Source organism: Venatoribacter cucullus, assembly GCF_016132445.1.
GTDB lineage: Bacteria > Pseudomonadota > Gammaproteobacteria > Pseudomonadales > Oceanobacteraceae > Venatoribacter > Venatoribacter cucullus.
In genome coordinates, this window is sequence record NZ_CP046056.1 from 1,863,573 (window position 1) to 1,886,225 (window position 22,653).

15 protein-coding genes and 6 tRNA genes are annotated in these 22,653 nt (G+C 56.3%); 8 read left to right on the plus strand and 13 right to left on the minus strand.

What is annotated here, in order from left to right; all coding sequences use genetic code 11:
• The first annotated feature begins 1 nt into the window (after position 1).
• The 7 genes from GJQ55_RS08875 to GJQ55_RS08905 all read left to right on the plus strand — a co-directional run bounded on the left by GJQ55_RS08875 (position 2) and on the right by GJQ55_RS08905 (position 3,997).
• Positions 2 to 3,142: an efflux RND transporter permease subunit gene (locus tag GJQ55_RS08875; RefSeq protein ID WP_228344615.1), complete on the plus strand. Its 3,141-nt coding sequence runs from the start codon at positions 2 to 4 to the stop codon at positions 3,140 to 3,142.
• Positions 3,143 to 3,300: 158 nt separating this feature from the next.
• Positions 3,301 to 3,376 (plus strand) — tRNA-Val (locus tag GJQ55_RS08880).
• Between the two features lie 23 nt (positions 3,377 to 3,399).
• A tRNA-Asp gene (locus GJQ55_RS08885) sits at positions 3,400 to 3,476 on the plus strand.
• 4 nt (positions 3,477 to 3,480) lie between these two features.
• A tRNA-Val gene (locus tag GJQ55_RS08890) sits at positions 3,481 to 3,556 on the plus strand.
• A 29-nt stretch (positions 3,557 to 3,585) separates the two neighbouring features.
• Positions 3,586 to 3,662: transfer RNA gene (locus GJQ55_RS08895), tRNA-Asp, on the plus strand.
• Between the two features lie 155 nt (positions 3,663 to 3,817).
• A tRNA-Val gene (locus GJQ55_RS08900) sits at positions 3,818 to 3,893 on the plus strand.
• 27 nt (positions 3,894 to 3,920) lie between these two features.
• Positions 3,921 to 3,997: transfer RNA gene (locus GJQ55_RS08905), tRNA-Asp, on the plus strand.
• A 276-nt stretch (positions 3,998 to 4,273) separates the two neighbouring features.
• Here the strand turns inward: GJQ55_RS08905 and GJQ55_RS08910 are convergent.
• The 13 genes from GJQ55_RS08910 to GJQ55_RS08970 all read right to left on the minus strand — a co-directional run bounded on the left by GJQ55_RS08910 (position 4,274) and on the right by GJQ55_RS08970 (position 19,770).
• Positions 4,274 to 5,326 (minus strand): AraC family transcriptional regulator, encoded by a 1,053-nt coding sequence (locus GJQ55_RS08910; RefSeq protein WP_228344616.1) that lies wholly within the window; start codon positions 5,324 to 5,326, stop codon positions 4,274 to 4,276.
• 2 nt (positions 5,327 to 5,328) lie between these two features.
• Complete coding sequence (locus GJQ55_RS08915) at positions 5,329 to 6,126, minus strand: hypothetical protein (RefSeq protein ID WP_228344617.1); 798 nt, start codon at positions 6,124 to 6,126, stop codon at positions 5,329 to 5,331.
• Positions 6,127 to 6,228: 102 nt separating this feature from the next.
• Positions 6,229 to 8,718 (minus strand): efflux RND transporter permease subunit, encoded by a 2,490-nt coding sequence (locus tag GJQ55_RS08920; protein ID WP_228344618.1) that lies wholly within the window; start codon positions 8,716 to 8,718, stop codon positions 6,229 to 6,231.
• 2 nt (positions 8,719 to 8,720) lie between these two features.
• A complete protein-coding gene (locus tag GJQ55_RS08925; protein WP_228344619.1) occupies positions 8,721 to 9,938 on the minus strand; it encodes a YCF48-related protein in 1,218 nt (405 codons plus the stop codon).
• A gap of 177 nt (positions 9,939 to 10,115) precedes the next feature.
• On the minus strand, positions 10,116 to 11,483 hold the full coding sequence (locus tag GJQ55_RS08930) for a DUF1329 domain-containing protein (protein WP_228344620.1): 1,368 nt from the start codon (positions 11,481 to 11,483) through the stop codon (positions 10,116 to 10,118).
• A gap of 72 nt (positions 11,484 to 11,555) precedes the next feature.
• Positions 11,556 to 14,180, minus strand: coding sequence for an aminopeptidase N (pepN, locus tag GJQ55_RS08935; protein WP_228344621.1), 2,625 nt, complete (start codon positions 14,178 to 14,180; stop codon positions 11,556 to 11,558).
• A 29-nt stretch (positions 14,181 to 14,209) separates the two neighbouring features.
• Positions 14,210 to 15,046, minus strand: a complete 837-nt coding sequence (locus GJQ55_RS08940; protein ID WP_228344622.1) for a DUF2797 domain-containing protein — start codon at positions 15,044 to 15,046, stop codon at positions 14,210 to 14,212.
• A 3-nt stretch (positions 15,047 to 15,049) separates the two neighbouring features.
• A complete protein-coding gene (locus GJQ55_RS08945) occupies positions 15,050 to 15,316 on the minus strand; it encodes a YeaC family protein (RefSeq protein ID WP_228344623.1) in 267 nt (88 codons plus the stop codon).
• Positions 15,306 to 16,163, minus strand: coding sequence for a rhomboid family intramembrane serine protease (locus tag GJQ55_RS08950; RefSeq protein WP_228344624.1), 858 nt, complete (start codon positions 16,161 to 16,163; stop codon positions 15,306 to 15,308). Before GJQ55_RS08950 ends, GJQ55_RS08945 begins: the two co-directional genes overlap by 11 nt.
• Before the next feature lies 1 nt (position 16,164).
• A complete protein-coding gene (locus GJQ55_RS08955) occupies positions 16,165 to 17,121 on the minus strand; it encodes a metallophosphoesterase (protein ID WP_228344625.1) in 957 nt (318 codons plus the stop codon).
• A 2-nt stretch (positions 17,122 to 17,123) separates the two neighbouring features.
• Positions 17,124 to 18,008, minus strand: a complete 885-nt coding sequence (locus tag GJQ55_RS08960; RefSeq protein WP_228344626.1) for an NAD(+) kinase — start codon at positions 18,006 to 18,008, stop codon at positions 17,124 to 17,126.
• Positions 18,009 to 18,097: 89 nt separating this feature from the next.
• Positions 18,098 to 18,997, minus strand: coding sequence for a 1-aminocyclopropane-1-carboxylate deaminase/D-cysteine desulfhydrase (locus GJQ55_RS08965; protein ID WP_228344627.1), 900 nt, complete (start codon positions 18,995 to 18,997; stop codon positions 18,098 to 18,100).
• A complete protein-coding gene (locus tag GJQ55_RS08970) occupies positions 18,997 to 19,770 on the minus strand; it encodes a hypothetical protein (RefSeq protein WP_228344628.1) in 774 nt (257 codons plus the stop codon). Before GJQ55_RS08970 ends, GJQ55_RS08965 begins: the two co-directional genes overlap by 1 nt.
• 224 nt (positions 19,771 to 19,994) lie before the next feature.
• Between GJQ55_RS08970 and topA the strand changes: the two genes are divergently transcribed.
• A complete protein-coding gene (gene topA / locus GJQ55_RS08975) occupies positions 19,995 to 22,634 on the plus strand; it encodes a type I DNA topoisomerase (RefSeq protein ID WP_228344629.1) in 2,640 nt (879 codons plus the stop codon).
• The last annotated feature ends 19 nt before the right edge of the window (positions 22,635 to 22,653 follow it).

Consider the following 22,653-nt stretch of genomic DNA (forward strand, 5'->3'; position numbering starts at 1 on the left):
CATGAACACCATTATTGATGCCGCCCTGCACCGTTCACGTACGGTGCTGATGCTGTTCTGTCTGGTCATGCTGATCGGACTGTTTACCCTGAACAGCATTCCCAAAGAAAGCAGCCCGGATATTACCGTGCCCTTTGTCTATGTATCAGTGGTCCACGACGGTATCTCACCGCAGGATGCCGATACCCTGATTTTCAAACCGCTGGAAAAAGAGCTGCGCAGTATTGATGGCCTGAAAGAAATGGTCTCCACCGCCAGCAGCGGTCATTTGTCGATTACGCTGGAGTTTTACACCGATGTGAACGTCGATCAGGCGCTGCTCGACGTGCGTCAGAAGGTCGATGACGCCAAGGGAGAGCTCCCCACCGACAGCAAAGAGCCCAGAGTGCGGGAAATCAACGTAGCGTTGTTTCCGGTATTGGTGGTGACCCTGTCCGGTGATGTGGAAGAGTCGGTACTGTACGCCGTGGCCGATGACCTGCAGGATCGTATTGAAGCCCTGCCCGGCGTGCTGGAGGCCAGCATTCAGGGTAAACGTGAAGAAATTGCCGAAATTATTGTCGATCCGGCCCGCATGGATAACTACGGCTTATCCTTCGCCGATCTGGCCCGGTTAGTGGGCAATAACAACCAGCTGGTCGCCAGTGAAGACCTCGATACCGGCGCCGGCCGTTTTGCCGTTAAAGTCCCCGGCCTGATTGAAAGCATTCCCGATATTCTGCAGCTGCCGGTGAAGGTTAACGGCGACCAGGTGGTGCTGTTTCAGGATATCGCCGTGGGACGGCTGGCCTACAAAGACCGCCAGAACAGCGCCCGGGTAAATGGCAAACCGGCGGTGACGCTGGAAATCAAAAAACGCATCGGCTCCAACATTATTCAGACCCTGGACGACGTTAAAGCGGTGGTGGCACAGGTGCAGCCCTACTGGCCGGCCGGCATTCAGGCCGGCACCCTGCAGGATGAGTCACGCCAGATTCAGGAAATGCTCAACGACCTGTTCAATAACGTGCTGGTCGCCACGCTGCTGGTGATGATGCTGGTGCTGGGTAGTCTCGGACTGCGTACTTCGGTACTGGTTGGGCTGATTATTCCCGGTGCTTTTCTGATGTCGCTGATTGTGCTGCACGCCAGCGGCTACACCATGAACATGGTGGTGCTGTTTGCCCTGATTCTGTCGGTCGGCATGCTGGTCGACGGCGGCATTGTGGTGACCGAATACGCCGACCGCCGGCTGGCGGAAGGCGCCAGCCGGCGTCAGGCCTACCGCGAAGCGGCGCAGCGCATGGCCTGGCCGGTCATTGCTTCCACCGCCACCACCCTGGCGGTGTTTTTACCGCTGTTGTTCTGGCCTGGCACCACCGGCGAATTTATGAAATTCCTGCCGCTGACGCTGCTGTATACCCTCAGCGCCTCGCTGATTATGGCGCTGATCGTCATTCCGACCATCGGTGCGGTGTGGGGCGGCAAGGGTTATCACGATCCGGCCATTCTCAGCACCCTACAGGCGGCGGAAGAAGGCCATTTCAGCGACATTAAAGGCGCGACCGGATTATATCTGCGTATTTTGCATGCTGCCCTGCAGCGGCCGTTGCAGGTGCTGGGGCTGGCCATCGCGGCACTGGTGGCCAGTTTTATGCTATATGGCGCGCTCGGGCATGGGGTGGAGTTTTTCCCCGACGTCGATGCCGATGTCGGTATGGTGGATATCCGTGCCCGCGGCAACCTGTCGTTGCAGGAACGCGAACAGCTGGTACTGGCGGCCGAGCGGCGCATCTTTGATATGGCCGAAATCCAGTCCATCTACACCACCACCTTTATCAAAGGCCCTAACGATGCCGCTGCAGATCTGATTGGCCGTATTCAGATTGAACTGGTGAACTGGCAACAGCGCCGGCCCATGGAAGACATTCTTGCCGATGTCGAACAACGCACCGCCAGCCTGGCCGGCATTATTATCGAAACCCAGAAGAAACAGGGTGGTCCTGCCAGTGGCGCCGATATCCAGCTGCAGTTTACCGGGGCCAGCCCGGAGGCCATCCGGCCGCTGCTGGAACAAACCCGCGCCCTGTTTGCCGCCGACCCGCAATTAAAGGACGTGCGCGATGACCTGCCGCTGGACGGGGTGGAATGGCAGCTGACCATCAACCGCGAACAGGCCAGCCGCTTCGGTACCGATATTGCCAGTACCGGTGCCTTAATCCGCATGATTACCGGAGGCCAGAAAGTGGGCGAGTTCCAGCCCGATTTCAGTGACGACGAAATCGAAATTCTGCTGCGTTATCCGCAGGGCCAGCGCCATATTAACCAGTTCACCGATATCAATATCCAGACCCCTTACGGACTGGTGCCGGTGGGCAACTTTATGCAGCAGCAGGCGATGCCGAAAAGCGGCGATGTGGTGCGTATTGATGGCAAATACCGCTACCGCATTACCGCCAACGTCACCGAAGGCGTTAACGCTAATGCGAAAACCCTGGAACTGGGGGAGGCTCTGAAGACGCTGGACTGGCGCAGCGCCGGGGTGGAACCGAAATTCCGCGGCAACTTTGAACAGATGGCCGAAACCGGCAGCTTCCTTGGCGCCGCCTTCGGTATTGCCCTGTTTCTGATGGCCACCATTCTGGTCACCCAGTTCAACAGCTTTTATCAGGCCGGCCTGATTATGAGCGCCATTATTCTGTCGGTGATCGGCGTTCTACTGGGCCTGCTGATCCGTGGCGAACCCTTTGGCATTGTTATGAGCGGCGTCGGGGTAATTGCCCTGGCCGGTATCGTGGTGAATAACAACATTATTCTGATCGACACCTACAACCAGATGATTGAACGCGGCCTCGACCCCGTTGAAGCCGCCATGCGCACCGGCGCCCAGCGTCTGCGGCCGGTCATGCTGACCGCCATTACGACCGTGGTGGGCCTGATGCCGATGGTGCTGCAGTGGAATATCGACATTCTGCACCAGTCGTTCAGTATCGGCGCACCGTCATCGCAATGGTGGACCCAGCTGTCCACCGCCATTGCCGGCGGCCTGACCTTTGCCACGGTTCTTACGCTGATACTGACCCCCTGCCTGCTGGTGCTGGGGGAACGCCGGCACCTGGTCGCCGGCCGCCGTATCCTGCCCTCACCGGAGCAGATTACCTGAACCCTGCCAGCGGCCGGACAGAACCACCGGGCCGGGTTCTGTCCGCCCCTCTGCAATAACGGCAAGCGGCTGCAAGTGACTGAAAAAAATCAAAAAAATAAAAATAGGGTTTGACATCCAAAGCGGCGTAAGTAGAATGCCCACCTGTTTTGAGCAAGGGGTGTTTAGCTCAGCTGGGAGAGCATCTGCCTTACAAGCAGAGGGTCGGCGGTTCGATCCCGTCAACACCCACCAAACTCAAAACAAGTGACGTATGCGGACTGGTAGTTCAGTTGGTTAGAATACCGGCCTGTCACGCCGGGGGTCGCGGGTTCGAGCCCCGTCCAGTCCGCCATTTTGGGTGTTTAGCTCAGCTGGGAGAGCATCTGCCTTACAAGCAGAGGGTCGGCGGTTCGATCCCGTCAACACCCACCAACACACTCTGTGTGTTAGTGACTTTATGCGGACTGGTAGTTCAGTTGGTTAGAATACCGGCCTGTCACGCCGGGGGTCGCGGGTTCGAGCCCCGTCCAGTCCGCCATTTACATCATCGTTAACGCTGTGTTGCGGTGGTTGATAGTTTGGTGCAGTACAAGGCGTACCGCAGCGAGGACTCAAGGCATACCTGATGGTAGCCGCAGAGCCGAGCGAGGAACAACGCGGTAATGCGACAAACTATAAAGCACGAAAGAATATGGGTGTTTAGCTCAGCTGGGAGAGCATCTGCCTTACAAGCAGAGGGTCGGCGGTTCGATCCCGTCAACACCCACCAAATTCAACGTGTTATGTGACTTTATGCGGACTGGTAGTTCAGTTGGTTAGAATACCGGCCTGTCACGCCGGGGGTCGCGGGTTCGAGCCCCGTCCAGTCCGCCATTTACGCCTGCTTCATCCCCTCCGGAACGACTTCCCCGATTCAGTTTTTACTGCACCTTTGTCATCTTCCGTTCATCTGTCCGGGTTACTCTGCCCCGGCCTGGCGATAACCTGTTGTTATCAGGCGCGGAACTTTAAGATCGTATGTTGCACTAAAACCAGAATCCTGATTTCTGGCACATGGATTGCTGATGTTTACAGGATGCTTTTTTCCACAGACAAGGAGAACACTATGTCTGATTATATCGATGAGCTGCTGAACAGCGGTTTTGAAGATTACGAAGACGACGTCGACGACGCCGTAGAAATGTAATTCTTCCCCCTGTGCTCGCGGAAGCGGCCCGGCGCCTCGCCGGTCCAGCGCTTAAAGGCGCGCTGGAATGCCGCTGCCGAGCCAAACCCCAGTAAATACGCTACTTCCCCCAACGTCAGTGCCGTATCGCGCACATAGCTCACCGCCAGATCACGGCGGGTTTCATTCAGCACCTGCTGAAAACTGAATCCTTCATCCTGTAAGCGCCTGCGCACCGTCCAGGGCGCACTGTTCAACCGCTGGGCCACCTGCTCCAGGGTGGGGGTCTGACCATTCAGCAACGGGCCAATGGCACGCTCGGTCAGCTCACGATAGCTTAATCCCAGCCGTACCCGTTCCAGTTCCCGCGCCGCCAGCGTCTGCAAGGCAGCATACGTGGATGCACAACGACCGAGCACCGGCAGTACCAGTGCACCAGCTTTCAGCACCAACGCATTGCGCGTCGCGCCAAACTGCACCTCGCAGGGAAAATAATCGGCATAGCGGTCACGGTAAGCCGGCGGAGCAAACTCCACCTCCACCCGCAGCAGAATATCGCGGCGCCCGCTCAGCTGCTGTAAGAACTGCGCCCAGCCGGCCAGCACCGAATCCACCACAAAGAGGTTGTAGCCGTTATAAGGACTGATGGAATAAAACTGCAGAACGCCCTGCCCCTGGATCGTCTGAAACGAAGAACGGCCACGGGCATTAAAACTGCTCAGCAGTTCGTAGTCGGTGAGTGCCCGGCAGGCACTGCGGATATCCGGCGCACTTTGCGCCAGCAGGCCCGCCAGCCCCATGACCGGGGCCGACGTAAGGCGCCCCATGGCCAACCCCAGCCAGGGCATTGCCGCGGCCTGAATCAGGTCATGCCCCAGCCGCATAAAGCGTGGAATACTGATACGGGCCTGCGGCGACGCCAGCCGCACCGCATCCAGCTGATACTGGGCCAGCAAAGCCTCCGGCTGCCCCCCTTGTTCGCGCACCGCCCGCGCCATCAGTTCGGCGTAGGCGACGGAAATATCTCCCAGCCGCATAATCAGGCGTCGAAATGGTGGTCGGGGCTAACGCCGGGCGCTTCCTCCCCGGCTGGCGCCACTGCAGCGGCCGGTTCATAAAACTCCAGCAAAAAGCGGTACGCCAGCGACAGCATCACCAGCGAGATCAGGGTGCTGGCATACACGCCCAGCGCGGCCAGATAATTCAGCAGCAGATGGTCAAACCAGTACAGCAACAGAAAGGGCGCGGTCAGCAATAGCGGCAGCACAATCACCACCAGCACCAGCCGGCTGCCGTTACCGCGACTCATGGCCCAGGCGCGCTTCAGCGAGGTACGGCGACCAATCGCCAGCTCAGGCAGGGTCACCGACAAACGTCCCCACAGATACACGGCCGGCAGCAGCGCCAGCATGGCCGCCGCAATGGCGCTGTCGCCCTGCCCGCCCAACACCAGCATAAGGCCGAACATTGCCACTCCGAACACCACCCCGGCGATCAGACCTATCTGCATGGCACGGATAAAGTAACGGAACTCCAGCCGGCCCCAGCCATGCAGCACCCGGGCCTGTTGCTGTTCTGCGGGCAGCAGCGTAAAGCCATGGCAGGCAGTGGCAAACAACACACTGAGGCCGACCGAGGCCAGCAATAAAATACCCTGCAACAACGGTCGCTGGTTATCCAGATACAACCCACCCAACCAATCGATCAGGGCCAGCAACGCAATAACCGGCATAAACATACGCACAACCTGCGTGCGCTTGTACCACAGCAGCTGTACCGCTTCCCGGGCCAGATCGGTTACCGGCAATTCGGCTGGTAAGCCCAACGGACTTTTCATGCACACTCCCTTATTCGGTAAATACGCCCGGCAGTATGCCGTGACTTATTCACAAAAAAAACGGTGGCCTGGCCACCGTTTTTTTACTGCATTCGTTCAGATTCAGCCAGCCGGCGGGATATCGCCATAGCGGGCTTTGTGACGGGCAATAATGCGTTCCGGACGTAACAGATAATGCGCCAGTGCCGGCAACAGAATCAGCGCCCCCAGCATGTTCAGCAAGAACATAAAGGTCAGCAGAATACCCATGTCGGCCTGGAATTTGATCGGTGAGAAAATCCAGGTCGCCACACCAATAGCCAGGGTAATACCGGTGAAACTCACCGCTTTACCTGTAGATTTCAGCGTCGCCAGGAAGGCGTCCTGCATCGATTTACCCTGAATCAACAGCACTTCCAGACGGCTGTAAATATAGATGCCGTAGTCCACACCAATACCCACCCCCAGTGCAATTACCGGCAGCGTGGCCACTTTCACCCCGATGCCCAGCATGGTCATTAACGCCTCGCTGAGAATGGACGTCAGCACCAGCGGCAGAATAATACAGGCCACGGCGGTGAAGGAACGGAAGGTGATAAAGCACAGCGTAAACACCACCACGTAGACGAAAATCAGCATGGTGCCCTGAGCACTTTCGATTACCTGATTGGTCGCGGCTTCGATACCGGCATTACCGGAGGCCAGCTGGAAACGAACCGGTACGGAGCTGATTTCGCCTGCGGCAATAGCCGCTTCAGTTTCGGCCAGGTTATAGCTGAAATATTTTTCATCGACCTGATCATCAAACTGTTTTTTGAAGGCTTCTACTGCATTCACAGCCGTGGTCAGAGTCTGCGCTTTGTGATCATTCAGATAAATAATAACCGGTGCCATCGAGCAATCCGGGTTCAGCAATGAACCGGGAGCACGCTGAATGGAGGTGTTCAGAATGGTCTGGTTACGCGACAGCGCCGACCATTTGATATTGCCTTCGTTCATGGCTTTGGTGACCAGCTTGGAAACCGTTACCAGTGATACCGCAGACTGCACGCCATCGACGTTCTGCATGTACCACATAAAGCGATCAACCACGTCCATCACTTTAAAGCTGTTGCACTGCTCTTTAGCGGTTTCCACCATCACCACCAGTACATCCGAACTGGTGGAATAGTTGGACACCATAAAATCGTTATCCAGGTTATAGCGGGAATCGGCACGCAGTTCCGGCGCACCTTTATCCAGGTCGCCAATCTGCAGATCACGGCTCATGTAATAACCGGCAACGGCCATGGCCACGGCAACAATAATCGGCAGCGGTGCCACTTTCGGGTTAGCAAAATAAGACAGTGCTTTCCACAGTTTCGGATCAGAGGCTTCCGCTTTCTGGGCGTGGGCCACACCGGATTGGCTGATGCCCACATAAGACATAACAACGGGCAGCAGAATCAGGTTGGTCACAATAATAACGGCCACACCGATACTGGCGGCGATGGCCAGTTCCTGAATAACGCCAATATCAATAAACAGCAGGGTCAGGAACCCCATGCCGTCGCTCAGCAGCGCCAGCATACCCGGCACATAGAGACCACGGAATGCATGACGGGCAGCCTGTACATTGTTGGCACCTTTACCCGCTTCAATGGCAATGCCGTTAATAATCTGTACGCCATGGGAAATACCGATAGCAAACACCAGAAACGGCACCAGTACCGAATACAGGTCAATGGTGTAACCCAGTAACCCCAGCAAACCCAGCTGCCAAACCACCGCAATCAATGACGCAATAATAGGAATTAACGTACCACGCGGACAACGGGAATACAGATACAGCAGGAAAGCGGTCATCAGAATGGCGGCAATGAAGAAATAAGCAATTGAGACCGCCCCATCCAGCAGGTCACCAAGCTTTTTCGGCGTACCGGTGATGTAAATCTGATACGGACTGCCTTCGCCGCCAAACTCAGCCCGGATCTTATTTTCCAGATCGGCAGAGAATTTCTGATAGCTCAGACGCTCACCGGTTTCCGGATCAAATTCGGTCAGCGGTACGTCAATAATGGAAGAACGGAAATCGTTGGCGACCAGACGGCCGACCTCACCAGACTTCAGAATATTCTGCCGTACCTGCTCCAGGCTTTCGGCGCTGCCATCGTAGGTGCTTGGCACCACCGGCCCACCCTGGAAACCTTCTTCGGTCACTTCGGTCCAGCGGGTATTCGGCGTCCACAAGGATTGCATGGCCGAGCGGTCAACCCCTTTAACGAAGAACACCTCATCGTTAATTTTGCTCAGGGTTTCCATGTATTCGCGGGTAAAAATATCACCCTGTTTGGCTTCAACGGCAATTTTGACGTTGGCCACACCGCTTTTCATATCATCGGCATGCACCAGATAATTCTGGATATATTCATGCTGCAGCGGAATGTATTTTTCGATACTGGAATCCAGTTTGGTTTTGGTTAAACCAAACGCAAACAGTGCCGTCAGCACCGCCAGAATCAGCAAAACCAGCAGGCGGTTGTTAAACAGCACACGCTCCAGGAACGGCTCGGTCTCCATCGACAGAATGTAGTGTTCCGGAACGGTAGAATAATGATGTTTTTGTTCAGACATGTTCAGAAATCCCCGGCGGCCATACTGATGGCCTGATCAATCAATTCACCTGCAGCATTCAGACGCATAACGCCGGCCTCACCCACCAGTACGAAGTTGCCATCAGAGGCTTCGGCAACGGCAGCGTAGGCTTTACGGCCTTCGATAATAAGCGCCCGGGGCTGTTGCATCTGGGCGTCAAACATCACCACTGAACCGGCGTTACCCACCAGCAGAGTGCGGCGGCTGCTGATGGCGCCGGACAGCAGGGTTTGTTCACTGCCGGTGTTCATTTCCATCCAGCTGATGCCACCATCGGTAGAACGGAATACGTGACCACGCAGACCAAACAACAGCTGCTGATCACGGTCAGCGACCAGACCGAACAATGAACCATCGTAAGGGGAATCCAGCACCGCCCAGCTTTCGCCCAGGTCCTCGGAGCGCATAATCAGGCCCATTTCACCAACGATCATCAGTGAGCGGCCACCCACGGAGGTAATAGCATTCAGGTGCAGACGATCGGGGTTGGGTAAACGGGACGAAGCATCTACCCAGTTTTCACCGCCATCACGGGTTTCAAACAGCATGCCGTAAGCACCAACGGCAAAACCGCGGCGGGCATCGTAGAACCACACATCCAGAAACGGCTTGGTGGAACCACTGTTCATATCGTAACTGGCATCGCTGACCGCGAATTCGGCGTTTTCGAGTGCCGCAGTGGCTTCTTCAACGGCTACGTCATCACCACGGGCTTCAGCATCGGCCAGTGCCTGTTCGGCGGCCTGCTGCATTTTTTCTGCAGCCGCCACAATAGCCTTATTGGCAATGAAACCATCAAACTGCTTGGTCCAGCTCTGACCACCATCATCGGTACGCAGAATGACGCCATCATGGCCGGCGGCCCAGCCGATCTGACCGGAAGGGAAATGCAAAGACGTCAGGGTTACCGATACCGGCACCCGGGCTTGTTTCCAGGTGTGACCATCGTCATCCGACAGCACAATATGGCCGTGCGAACCAGCGGCAATCAGACGGCGATCGGCCCGTACCACATCCAGCATCAGCGTCTGATGGGCACGCTGGGTTTCAAAAGCCGGGGTATTCAGGGGGTCCTGCCAGTTGGCCTGGGCGGAGGTGGACAGCGCCAGTAAGGCAAACAGTCCGCCAATTCGGGTAAAGCCTGCAGTCGCCAGCCGCTTACAGGCACAGGCGAGAGACTGAACCAAATCAGAAAACATATTGAGCTCCGTTGTTATAGTAATTGCGGAAGCGGGCAGTCTAGCCGAGCGGTTAACCATTGACTAACGTCCTATTGTTACGATGTGTAATAGAGATTAGCACAGCCGGGCTGCTGTCTGCTGCGTGGCAGCCCACAAAAAAACGGACCAGCAGTGCTGATCCGTTCCTGACTTCACTCAGCGCTTACCGCGCCGGCGCAATTCGGCCGGAGTAAAGTAACGCTCGCCCGGTGGCTCCTGGCTGTAATCAATAGTGCTGCCTTCCTCGTTATCCATGCCCTGCACGTAATAACGTTTGGATTGCAGATCGTGGTAGGCCTCCATGGTGCTCCAGGTGACCGGCAGTTCGTAGTAGGTTTTGATGTAGGCCATGCTGACCCGCCATAATTCGCCGGTCTGGTCGTACAGGTCGGCTACGGCAATGCCCCAGGTATCTTCATCCAGATAAAACACCCGTTTACCGTAAGCATGGCGTACACCGTCTTTTAATGTCGCTTCCACCACCCACACCCGGTGTTTCTCATAGCGGGTATATTCCGGATTCAAATGGCCGGGCTTGATCAGGTCTTTGTATTTAACCTTGTCAGAACTGAGCTGGTAGTTGTTGTAAGGAATAAATACTTCCTTTTTACCCACCAGTTTCCAGTTATAACGGTCCGGGGCACCGTTAAAAATGTCGGTATCGTCGGCGTAACGCAGGCCGTCAGCCGCAGCAATGGGCGTATCGTAAGCCAGGTTCGGCGCCAGCCGGACACGGCGCTGACCAGCGTTATAACCCCAGGCCTGGCGTGGCTGCTGCACCTGATTCAGGGGTTCATGCAATAACACCGCACCACCGGCCAGACGTGCCGGCGCGCGGGTGTATGAGAGGTAATAGAACAGAATATTGTTCAGATCCTCGATGCTTTTATCCTGCCGATAGTAGTTGAACTCAATTTCCTGCTGCACCAGTACCGGTGAGAAACTGCCGTCGGTCTGTACCGCAATCTCGGCCGCGCGGCGTACCAGATACACGCCACGCCAGCGGGCAATGTGGTTCCAGATGGCTTCCAGGCCGTTTTTGGCAATCGGGAACGGAATGCCGCCATAGGCATACTGCAGGCCGTTACCATCTTTGGTTAACTCGGCCCGGATGGCGTTTTTGTACGTGTTTTCATACACCCAGTCCGGTGCCGCGGCCGTGCGCCGGGTCGGATAAATGGGCATGGCAAAGGTATTCGGATAGGTACGGAATAAGCCTTTCTGCCCTTCGGTAAGATATTGCGAATACTGCGCCATATTGGCCGCAGTAATAACGAAAAGAGGTTTGTCTTTACTGAACGGATCAACATGCGGCTGACCCGCTTTGCTGTAACCCACCGGCGGCAGGCTCAGACCGCCACGCCAAGGCGGAATATCACTGCCATTACCCGCCCGCTCACCACCCAGTGGTGTCAGGGTGGTTTTCAGTTTGTCTGCTTCCTGTACCGATACTGCCGCCAATGCTGACGGCACAACAAATGCTAACGCTAATGCACCAGCCGCGATCCAATTATTTTTTTTCATTATGCGACCTCTGTTTTACCGCAGTGTGCGGCAATCTTCCCGCAGCAAGAATAAAGAAACTTGCCGCGATGCTCAAATCAAACTCTTGCTGACCACTTCGTACACATCTTTCGACAGACTGCCGTGCTCCTTAATACGCTGTAAACGGGCTTTCATAACCTGCCCCGCGGCCGGCACCAGGCGCTGCCAGCGGGTCAGAGGGGTCAGTAACCGCGCCGCAATCTGCGGATTACTATCATTCAGTTTCAGCACCGCATCGGTCAGCAGGTCGTAGCCGGCGCCATCGGCACGGTGAAAGTTCACCAGCGACTGATTGGCAAATGCCCCCAGCACTGAACGTACTTTGTTCGGGTTACGCCAGTCAAAAGCCTCATGCTGCAACAGGGCCTGCACCTGCTCCACCGTACCGAATTCAGCCGAGCCGGCCTGCACCGCCAGCCATTGATTCACCACCAGCGGGTCGTGCTGCCAGCGCTGCCAGAAATCGGCCAGCAAGGCTTCCGCCTGCACCCGTTCACCGGAATTCACCAGCGCCACCAGTGCCGCCATCTGGTCGGTCATATTATCCGCCTGCTGGTACTGGCGCCGGGCCTGCTCCATACCTTCAGCACTGCTTTTTACCCAGTAGCTGAGGGCCAGATTCTTCAGACTGCGGGCCGCCATGGCAGCCGGCTGCGGCTGATAGGGGGCGGTGCTGTGCAGGCGCTGATAACAGGCGGCGAAATCGCTGGCCAGGGCCACGGCCAGCGCCTGCTGTACCTGCCGGCGGGCGCTATGAATGGCAAGCGGATCAATGACTGCAGAAAACTCGGCAATGTAGGCCTCAGACGGAAGATTCAGCAGATAAGCGACCATGGCCGGGTCCAGCTGCGTATCGGCCAGCAGCGCACTCAACGCCTGCTGCTCGGCCGCTGCCAGACGGAAGCGGCCCGCGCGGGCGCGGTCAATCCAGCGCAGCATCAGACGCTGACCAGCATCCCAGCGGTTAAAGCCATCGCTGTCGTGCTGCAGTAAAAACAGCAGGTCTTCATCGCTTTGCTCAAAGTCCACTTTCACCGGTGCCGAAAAATCACGCAACAGCGACAACCGTGGTTCTTCCGCCAGGCCGCTGAAGACAAAGGTTTGTTCAGATTCGGTCAGATGCAGTACCTGGCTGGCCTCCGTCCAGGCATTGGCGGGGCTTACCTGCACCGGTAAATCATCCCCGTTGCTGCCAATCAGGCCCAGTTGTACCGGAATCCACATCGGTAATTTATTGCTTTGTCCCGGCGTATCCGGGCAGTGCTGGCGCAGGGTTAAGTGCAGCTGCTGGGCGGTGGCATCGTAATGGCTTTCAACCTGTACCACCGGCGTACCGGCTTGCTTGTACCAGCGTTTGAACAGGGTTAAATCAACCTTATTGGCATCCTGCAGCGCCTGTACAAAATCATGAATGGTCACGGCCTGACCATCATGGCGTTCAAAGTACAGATCCGTGCCTTTGCGGAAGCCCTCTTTACCGAGAATTTTATGCAGCATGCCAACCACTTCGGCACCTTTTTCATAAATGGTAACGGTATAGAAGTTGGAAATTTCAATAAAGGAATCCGGCTGTACCGGGTGCGCCATCGGGCCGCTGTCTTCGGCAAACTGTACGGTGCGCATAATATTGGCGTCTTCAATGCGTTTAACCGTGGCGGAATGCATATCAGCCGAAAAACAGGCATCGCGGAATACGGTAAAGCCTTCTTTCAGGCTGAGCTGGAACCAGTCACGACAGGTCACACGGTTGCCCGACCAGTTGTGGAAATATTCGTGCGCCACAATGGCTTCAATGCGCTGATACGCCGTGTCGGTCGCCGTGGCCGGATTAGCCAGCACACAGGATGAATTAAAAATATTCAGGCCTTTATTTTCCATCGCGCCCATATTGAAATCGTCCACCGCCACGATCATAAAAATATCCAGATCGTATTCGCGCCCATACACTTCTTCGTCCCAGCGCATGGAACGCTTCAGCGCATCGAGTGCGTACTCGGTTTTGTCGATATTGCGCGGCTCAACAAAAATCTGCAGCGTCACGTTACGGCCACTCATGGTGGTGAACTGATCTTCTTTCACCAATAAATCGCCAGCCACTAATGCAAATAAATAGGCCGGTTTTTTATGCGGATCGTGCCAGGTAACGCGACGGCGGCCGCCTTCGGTGGTATCGGCCACTTTATTACCATTGGAAAGCAGTACCGGATATTGTTCGGCGTCGGCATTAATATGAGTGGTGAATACCGACATCACATCCGGACGATCCGGGTAATAGGTAATGCGGCGGAAACCTTCGGCTTCACACTGAGTGCAGTACATTCCGCCGGAGCGATACAGCCCCTCCAGTGCGGTATTGGCGGCCGGATCAATGCGCACTGAAACTTCCAGCACAAACTCAGCCGGCACTGTGGTAATGGTCAGGCTTTCCTCATCCAGCTGATAATCCTGTGCGTCCAGCAATGTGCCGTTCAGATGAATACTCAGCAGCTCCAGCCCCTGCCCGTTCAGCAGCAGCGGTGCGTCAGCTGCTGCTGCGCTGTTGCGACGAAAGGTCAGCCGGCTGTCAACCCGGGTATGATCCTCATGCAGATCAAACTCCAGCTCGGTGGCATCGAGCCAGTAATCCGGGGCGCGGTAATCCTGCAGATGAATGGCTTGGGGCTGTGCATCACGCATAACAATGTCCTGCTGTATTCGGCGGTGGATCAGGCGCTGAAGGCGACCTGATAAGAGGTGTATTTACGCAAATTGATCACACCACTGTCGAGCAGCAGATACTGCCCTTTCAGGCCCAGTAAGCGGCCGCGGACCTGTGGTGTTTTGTCCAGATTAAGGCTGACAATTTTGGCCGGATATTGCAGCACCGGGTAATGAAAATGCTGCCCGGTGCTGGCCTCCAGTAACTGAATGGCTGCCGGCCCATGTTCACGCTGCAGTGCCAGTAATTCGCCGCTGAAATGCCCGAATAAGCGGTCGCGTTCGGCGGCCAGATTCAATAACGGGGCATCACCTTTTAATAACGCCCGCCAGTTGGTTTTATCGGCCACCTCGCGGCGGAACAAATCTTCCAGCAAACCGGATAACCGCCGCGTCGCCACGCGGGCGATGGGCAAGGCCTGCACCGCACCCTGATCCAGCCAGCGGGTCGGCATCTGGGTGGCACGGGTAATACCGACCTTAAGCCCGGACGAGTTGGCCAGATACACAATATGTTCGTTAAAACACACCTGTTCGGCCCAGTCCGGTTCGCGACAGGTACCCAGATGAAAATGGCATTTTTCCGGGCTCATCATGCAGCTGTCGCATTGTGCCAGCGAGGTAAAGCAAGGGTAACAATAGCCCTGCGCAAAACTGGTTTTGGTGCGCCGGCCACAGGCACTGCAGTGAATGGCGCCCTGGTAATCCAGCTGTACCGTCTGCCCCAGCAAAGCATTCAGACCGGTGCGGGTTTTACCCAGCACCAGTTCATAGTGCGCCGCGCCATCGGTAGTCGCGCTGATCGCCATTTTTTCCAGCTGGCCCTGTAGCTGCACTGAACGCATGGATTAATGCAGCGTCAGAATCTGAACGTCGTCCTGATCATCGTCATGATCGTGTTTACCTTCCGACTTGCAGGCATCTTCCATGTAGCCGACGCGCATATTGGCCGGTAAATCATGCAGCTGTTCGTAATAAATAACGGCTTCCATACAAAGTTCACGCTGCTCCGCCTCCAGTTTGCGGCCATCCGGCCAGCGCCCCAGCTCAATGGCGGTACGCAGGTTCTGATAAATTTCCGGGGTCAGGGCTTTAATCAGTTGTTCAAGTGTCATGAGAACCTCGAGCAGAAGGTTTGAATTGTGTCGCCACCGGCCATATCAGGCCCAGCAGCATACCAGTAATCAGGCCGCCAAAATGTGCGCCATGAGCCGTGCCGCTAAGGCCCGGCATCAGAGTGTCGGCGCCCAGTGTGAGCAGTAACCAACCGACCATCACCGGCAATAACATCGTGGGTAAAGCATAAGGCACACGGCGCAGACGGATGCCCACCCAGCCCAGCAGCCCCATAGTAACGCCGGACAAACCGCCAAAGGCGGGGCCGGCATACCACCACTGAATGGCATTGCCGAGCCAGCCGCACAGTAACAGCAACGCCAGCAGGGCCAGCCAGCCGTCCAGCTGTTCTACCCGGCGGGCCAGAATCCACCACCACAGGCCGTTAAACAGCAGGTGCACCAAGGAAAAATGCAACAACACCGGCCGCCATAACTCCCACAGTCCAAGGGTTGCATAAGGCTGCCAGCTGAAGCGCTGTTGCGGCCAGAATTCAGCGCCGGCCTGCAACCAGCTGTGCCAGTCCGTACTGACCTGCATCCAGCCAAAAAACACCACCAGGCCCAGTAAAATGACACTGCTGACCGGCGTGGCAAACACCGTCAGCCACAGCGGCAAACTGCCCGGCTGCACCGGTTGCGCCTGCCGCTGCTGAATATCGCCCTGCTGCCAGTGCTGCAGCCATTCCTGTACCCGCGGCACATCGGCGGCATCCGCCAGCAACAGACACTGGCGGCCAGCCTCATTCATAACCACACGATGCGGAATGCGCTCAGCCCAGAGTTTTTGCGTTAACGGCGCTAAGTCCAGCCCAGCATCGGCTTCCAGAATCAGAATGGGCGGCATCTCAGCGTTCCGTTTTTTCCACCCGCACCCAGGTAAATTTACCCATTTGCAGTGAGGTTTCCTGATCCATCCGGTACGCCGCCAGCCGCCCGTATTTTACCGCGCTGTAATCGAGACAGGCGATGTTCGGGGTAATAGGCGCCGGAATGCCCTGCATCCAGTAATGGCCGATAAACAGCGGTTTTTCCTGCGGTCCGTAAAACAACAGCTGGTCTTTTTCTTCCGGCGACAACATGCCATGTTCAATGTCGTCCGGCAGCGGATCAGGCTGAAACACCACATCGTTATAATGCTTAGGATTTTCAGCCCAGAATTTGGTGCGGAAGAATTGCCGTACCATGCCGTCTTTAGCGACCATCGAGCGGTTGCCGGGTAATTTCAGTGACGTACCACGCAGCATGCGGTCCATAAACTGATACAAAAACGAATTGGTATTCACCGACTCAGCCAATAACGATGTATGCAGTGTATTACCGCCATAACGGCGTTGGTATTCGTCGATCATGGCCTGATCCCAGCAGGCATGAACTACCCGGAAATGCTCATAATCGAGGAATAATGGCAGGGTAATAAACCAGTCGAGAAATTCGCGGAATTCCTGCTGATAATTGGCAAACTGCTGCAGAGTTTGCTCAACAATAAAATTATTGCGCTTGGTGTGCTGGCGCAGATAAGGCTGATTGAACCCCGGTGGCGCCTCGGTTAAATAGGTAACCACATTGTATTCGTGATTACCCATCACAATATCAGCATGGCCGGCGTCCACCATGTCGCGCACGATATGACAGGCAAGACGGATATTCGGTCCGCGATCGATAATATCACCGAGAAACACCACCTTGCGTTTAGGGTGCTGGTAAATACCGTTCTTTTTGCTGTAGCCCATCTGTTCCAGCAGGCGGATCAGGGTGTTACCACAACCATGAATATCACCGATCAGATCGTATCCCTGGTGCATACTTAATCCCCCAGGTTGCTGCTCCAGCCCAGTTTGGTGCGGCAAATTTCATAAAAATTGTGCCCCTTGGGATGAATCAGTTTCAGTTTATGGGCTTTCTTGCGGATGGTAATGGTATCGCCCGGTGCACAGGTAATATCAGTCTGGCCATCGCAGCTGATGGTCGGATAAATCTGTTGTTGCGGATCAATGACGATTTTAATTTCACTCTTACCATCTACCACAATCGGACGGCTCGACAGGGTGTGCGGAAACATCGGTACCAGCACCAGCGCATCCAGCTTGGGGTGCATAATCGGGCCACCGCCGGATAACGCATACGCGGTAGAACCGGTTGGGGTCGATACAATCAGGCCATCGGAGCGCTGGTTGTACACATACTGGCCTTCAATCCACAGATCGAAACCGATCATGCGGGTGGCCTTACCCGGGTGCAGCACCACATCGTTCAGCGCCGAAGCCGTGGCAATGGGGTTGCCGTCACGTTTTACTTCAGCATCCAGCAAAAAACGCAGCTCGCTGATGTATTCACCGTTCAGCACCGCCTGCACCGCATCGCACATATCGTCATCCGGGCTGATATCGGTGAGGAAGCCCAGCCGGCCGCGGTTAATGCCCAGCACCGGCGTGTTGTAACGGGCCAGCGCCCGCGCTGCGCCCAGCAGGCTGCCATCACCACCCACCACAATCACCAGATCGCTGATTTCACCGAGCAGATTCACATTGCTCACCTGCATGGCATGGCCGGGCATCACCTCAGCAATACGGTCATCCAGAATGACATGGTAGCCTTCATCGATCAGATAACGGGACAGGCGCTTGATGGTCTCAATCACCTTGTTGCTGTTAAGACGGCCGATAATGCCGATATTGCGGAATTCTTCCATTGCTGTGACCTGATACCTTGCTGGTACAACGACTGTGGGGAGGCCCCGGAAAGCTGTCGTTTATACCACAGCGGGGACAAAAACGCTTGTCAGGCGGAGGTGGCCCGGCCCAGTCCCGGATACCCGCGCCGCCCCTGCAAACCGCCGCTGTGCACCAGCAGCAGGCGCTGCCCCGCCAGCAAGGCGCTGCGCTGTTCCAGTGCCTGTACCAGCTTGGCGGTATACACCGGCTCCAAGGGTAAACCGAGGGCATCATAACGCTGAATCAGCGCCAGCAGTTGCACACTGCAGCGGGCGAAACCTCCGCCGTGAGCATCGTCTATTAATTGCCACGACACTGCCGCCGGCATCTGCTGTTGCCACTGACGCCGCCGCTCGCCCTGATCGGCGACCGCATTCACGCCCACCAGCAGCGTTCTGCTGTCCAATGCCGCCAACCCTTGCGCCAGCCCCAGCGCTGTGGTGCCAGAGCCCACCGCCAGCCACACCTGATCGTAACCGGCAGCAAGCTCTGCCAGAGCCCGGCAGCCCTGCAAACCCGGCTCGCCGGCACCGCCTTCGGGAATCACCAGCGCCTGATGCTGGGCCGCCAGCATCTGTTGCCAGCTCAAATCGTAGCGCCGCGCCCACTGGCTACGATCAAGAAATTCCAGCTGCGCTCCCAGTGCCAGACAATCCTGCAAGGTAGGGGTTAGAGGAGCACTGGCATAACCGCGTACCAGCAAGCGGGCCGGCACTTGCGCACGGGCTGCCAGATGGGCCAGTGCATGCAGATGATTGGAATGAGCGCCGCCAAAGCTCAGCAAAGATTGATAATGACCGTCCTGAAACTGCTGCCACCAGCCCTGCAGTTTCAGCCATTTATTGCCGGACAAGCCCGGATCGACCCGATCCAGCCTGAGTACATCGACGTATAAAGAAGGGGAAGCAGCCGCTGCCGGCAGAGGCTGCAAAAACGCCTGCCAGACAGGCGGTGCCGGTAACGGCATCAGAATTTACGTTTTTCCAGCGGATTGGCCGGGATGCCGAACGGCGAATGTTCAGCATCAAACTCTTTGGATAACTGCGCCGCCAGGTTTTCCGAGGTATTGATACGCTCACCGTTATACAACGCCGCCGTGCGCTGGGATAACTCGCGGATACGTTCGTTTTTTTCCGGGTATTGCAGATCAAATTCAATCAGCAGCTTTTTGGCCGCCTTGTAATAATTGGTGGCGGTAATCACATCGCCGCGGCCGGCGGCCACATCGCCCTGCGCGGTGTAAGTATCCACTTCCCGTTCCAGCAGGGTCAGGCGCAGATAACGACGGTATTCCAGCAGCGCCGCTTCCGACAATTCACGCCGCTTTTGCATCAGCGTCAGGGTTTTCAGAATCCTGCCGATATAACGCCGGGCCAGACGCAGTTCACGGTCACTTTTGAAAATCCGGCGATTGCCCTTGCCTTCTTCGATGCGTTGTTTGTAGGGCTCGGGGTCAAATAACCCTTCGCTCTGTTTGCTGCCGGCTTTGGGCAGAGCCTGCGCGTACAGCGCATACAGCTGGCCGACCCGTTCCAGCACCAGCAACTGCACTTCACGGAAATTGTCCATCTGGATAACAAACTCCAGCGCCTCCAGTAAATCTTCGGCACTTTGTTTGATCCCGCGCGCCTGCAGCCGCTGCGACTGCTGATTCTGCTGACGCCGGCCCAGCCACACCAATCCGGCCAGAATCAGGCTGATGGGTAACGCAATGGCAATAACCAACCCTAATTCAGACATTCCAACCCGTCTCCACACTGCAGACCGTCAACATGACAACGGTCTGTCAATCGCTGCCAAAGATTCATAATGAGCGCGAGTTTAGCAACAAAACCGGCCGCTGGCGCCCCCGCCAAACCTTACAACCAGCCCACTCGGGCTTGACCGCCCCCCCAGGTCTCCCTATAAAGTGTCGGTTTTCCGTGCACCCGCGCCGCAAACTACAGAAGGTAAAGCAAAGGATTATGGGCAAATCGCTGGTTATTGTGGAGTCGCCGGCCAAGGCGAAGACCATCAACAAGTATCTGGGTAACGACTTTATCGTTAAATCCAGCGTCGGCCATGTCCGTGATCTGCCGGTATCGGGTTCTGCCCAGCCCAGCGATCCGAAAGAACGCGCCCGTCAGGCGGCCTTAACGCGGAAACTGTCGCCGGAAGAAAAAGCCATTTATAAAAAGAACAAAGCCCGCGAACAGCTGGTTGGCCGTATGGGCATTGACCCGGACAAACACTGGGAAGCCCATTACCAGATTCTGCCCGGCAAAGAAAAAGTGGTGGAAGAATTGCAACGGTTGGCCAAAGACGCCGACCATATTTATCTGGCAACGGATTTGGACCGCGAAGGAGAAGCCATTGCCTGGCACCTGCGCGAGATTATTGGCAACAGCAAAAAAGAATACCGCCGGGTGGTGTTCAACGAAATTACCAAAAAAGCCATCCAGCAGGCCTTTGAACGCCCGTCCGAACTGAATATGAACCGGGTGAACGCCCAGCAGGCGCGCCGTTTCCTTGACCGCGTGGTCGGCTTTATGGTGTCACCGCTGCTGTGGGCCAAAGTCGCCCGTGGCTTATCCGCCGGCCGGGTGCAGTCGGTTGCGGTACGTCTGATTGTCGAGCGCGAGCGCGAAATCCGCGCCTTTATACCGGAAGAATACTGGGAAGCTTTTGCCGCTACGGCCACGCCGGCTGGTGAAGCCCTGCGCTTACAGGTCAGCCGCCACAACGGGGCCGAATTCCGCCCCACCAACGAAGCCGATACCAGCAGTGCGCTGGCCTTGTTACGTCAGCAAACCCTGCAGGTAAGCAAGCGCGAAGACAAACCCACCAGCTCCAAGCCGGCCGCCCCCTTTATTACCTCCACCCTGCAGCAGGCCGCCAGTACCCGGCTGGGCTTCAGCGTGAAAAAAACCATGACCCTGGCCCAGCGTCTGTACGAAGCCGGTTACATCACCTACATGCGTACCGACTCCACCAACCTGAGCCAGGACGCGCTGGAATCGGTGCGCCAGTACATTGATAAACACCTGGGTGAAGCTTACCTGCCGGCGCAACCGCGCCTGTACAGCAGCAAAGAAGGCGCCCAGGAAGCGCACGAAGCCATCCGCCCGTCGGATGTGCGTCTGAAAGCCAGTGACCTGGCCAGCATGGAACCGGATGCCCAGCGCCTGTACGACCTGATCTGGCGCCGCTTTGTCGCCTGTCAGATCAACGATGCAGAATTCACCAGCACCAGCATCAGCGTCAGCGCCGGCACCTTTGAGCTGCGTACCCGCGGCCGCGTGATGCGTTTTGACGGCCACCTGAAAGTGCTGGCCGCCATGGGCAAAGGCGAAGAAGACGTCCTGCTGCCGGATGTGCACGAAGGCGACACGCTGAACCTGACCGACCTGGAACCCAAGCAACACTTTACCAAGCCGTCACCGCGCTTCTCGGAAGCGGCACTGGTAAAAGAACTGGAAAAACGCGGTATCGGCCGCCCGTCCACCTACGCCTCGATTATTTCCACCATTCAGGAACGTGGTTATGTCAGCCTGAAAGGCCGGCGTTTTTATGCCGAAAAAATGGGCGATATCGTTACCAGCCGGCTGGTCGAAAACTTCAGCGAACTGATGGATTTTGGCTTCACCGCCAGCATGGAAGAACAGCTTGACCATATTGCCGAAGGCGATGCCAACTGGACCGACGTACTGGACAATTTTTACCAGGATTTCCAGCACAAACTGGAAGTCGCCGAAGGTGAACAGGGCATGCGCCCGAATGACCCGGTCAACACCGACATCCCCTGCCCGGCCTGTGGCCGGCCGATGCAGATCCGCACCGGCACCACCGGGGTATTCCTCGGCTGCTCCGGCTACAGCCTGCCGCCGAAAGAGCGCTGCACCCAAACCCTGAACCTGATTGCCGGTGATGAAGCCATTGCCGCCGATGAAGACGAAGAAGCCGAAAGCCGGCGTCTGATGCACAAACACCGCTGCAAACTCTGTGATGCCGCCATGGACAGCTACCTGCTGGACGAACAGCGCAAGCTGCACATTTGCGGTAACAACCCAGACTGCAGCGGCTTTGAAGTGGAAACCGGCCAGTTCAAACTGAAAGGCTACGACGGCCCGACGCTGGAATGTGATAAATGCGGCAGCGAAATGCAGCTGAAATCCGGCCGTTTCGGCAAGTATTTCGGCTGTACCAACAGCAGCTGCAAAAATACCCGTAAATTGCTGAAAAGCGGCGAAGCAGCACCACCGAAAATGGATGCGGTGCCGATGCCGGAACTGAAATGCCAGAAAGTGGATGACCACTATGTTCTGCGTGATGGCGCCACCGGTTTATTCCTGGCCGCCAGTCAGTTCCCGAAAAAACGTGAAACCCGCGCACCATTAGTTGCAGAACTGCTGCCCTATCAGGCGCTGTTACCGGAAAAATATCACTATCTGCTCGATGCCCCACGCCAGGATAACGACGGCAACCCCGCCATTATCCGGTACAGCCGCAAGACCAAAGAGCAGTACGTTATGACCGAACAGGACGGTAAAGCCACCGGCTGGTCAGCTTGGTACAACGCCGGAAAATGGCAGGTGGACGAGAAAAAGAAAGCCGCCAAAAAATAACGGCTACCCAACCTGAAAA

What these genes read in the sequence shown, in the direction of transcription:
- GJQ55_RS08940 (WP_228344622.1), bottom strand. Translation starts at nt 15,046, where the DNA reads ATGCGTTCAGTGCAGCTACAGGGCCAGCTGGAAAAAATGGCGATCAGC.
- GJQ55_RS08950 (WP_228344624.1), bottom strand. Translation starts at nt 16,163, where the DNA reads ATGCCGCCCATTCTGATTCTGGAAGCCGATGCTGGGCTGGACTTAGCG.
- GJQ55_RS08955 (WP_228344625.1), bottom strand. Translation starts at nt 17,121, where the DNA reads ATGCACCAGGGATACGATCTGATCGGTGATATTCATGGTTGTGGTAAC.
- GJQ55_RS08915 (WP_228344617.1), bottom strand. Translation starts at nt 6,126, where the DNA reads ATGAAAAGTCCGTTGGGCTTACCAGCCGAATTGCCGGTAACCGATCTG.
- GJQ55_RS08920 (WP_228344618.1), bottom strand. Translation starts at nt 8,718, where the DNA reads ATGTCTGAACAAAAACATCATTATTCTACCGTTCCGGAACACTACATT.
- GJQ55_RS08965 (WP_228344627.1), bottom strand. Translation starts at nt 18,997, where the DNA reads ATGCCGTTACCGGCACCGCCTGTCTGGCAGGCGTTTTTGCAGCCTCTG.
- GJQ55_RS08970 (WP_228344628.1), bottom strand. Translation starts at nt 19,770, where the DNA reads ATGTCTGAATTAGGGTTGGTTATTGCCATTGCGTTACCCATCAGCCTG.
- pepN (WP_228344621.1), bottom strand. Translation starts at nt 14,180, where the DNA reads ATGCGTGATGCACAGCCCCAAGCCATTCATCTGCAGGATTACCGCGCC.
- topA (WP_228344629.1), top strand. Translation starts at nt 19,995, where the DNA reads ATGGGCAAATCGCTGGTTATTGTGGAGTCGCCGGCCAAGGCGAAGACC.
- GJQ55_RS08930 (WP_228344620.1), bottom strand. Translation starts at nt 11,483, where the DNA reads ATGAAAAAAAATAATTGGATCGCGGCTGGTGCATTAGCGTTAGCATTT.
- GJQ55_RS08945 (WP_228344623.1), bottom strand. Translation starts at nt 15,316, where the DNA reads ATGACACTTGAACAACTGATTAAAGCCCTGACCCCGGAAATTTATCAG.
- GJQ55_RS08925 (WP_228344619.1), bottom strand. Translation starts at nt 9,938, where the DNA reads ATGTTTTCTGATTTGGTTCAGTCTCTCGCCTGTGCCTGTAAGCGGCTG.
- GJQ55_RS08960 (WP_228344626.1), bottom strand. Translation starts at nt 18,008, where the DNA reads ATGGAAGAATTCCGCAATATCGGCATTATCGGCCGTCTTAACAGCAAC.
- GJQ55_RS08910 (WP_228344616.1), bottom strand. Translation starts at nt 5,326, where the DNA reads ATGCGGCTGGGAGATATTTCCGTCGCCTACGCCGAACTGATGGCGCGG.
- GJQ55_RS08875 (WP_228344615.1), top strand. Translation starts at nt 2, where the DNA reads ATGAACACCATTATTGATGCCGCCCTGCACCGTTCACGTACGGTGCTG.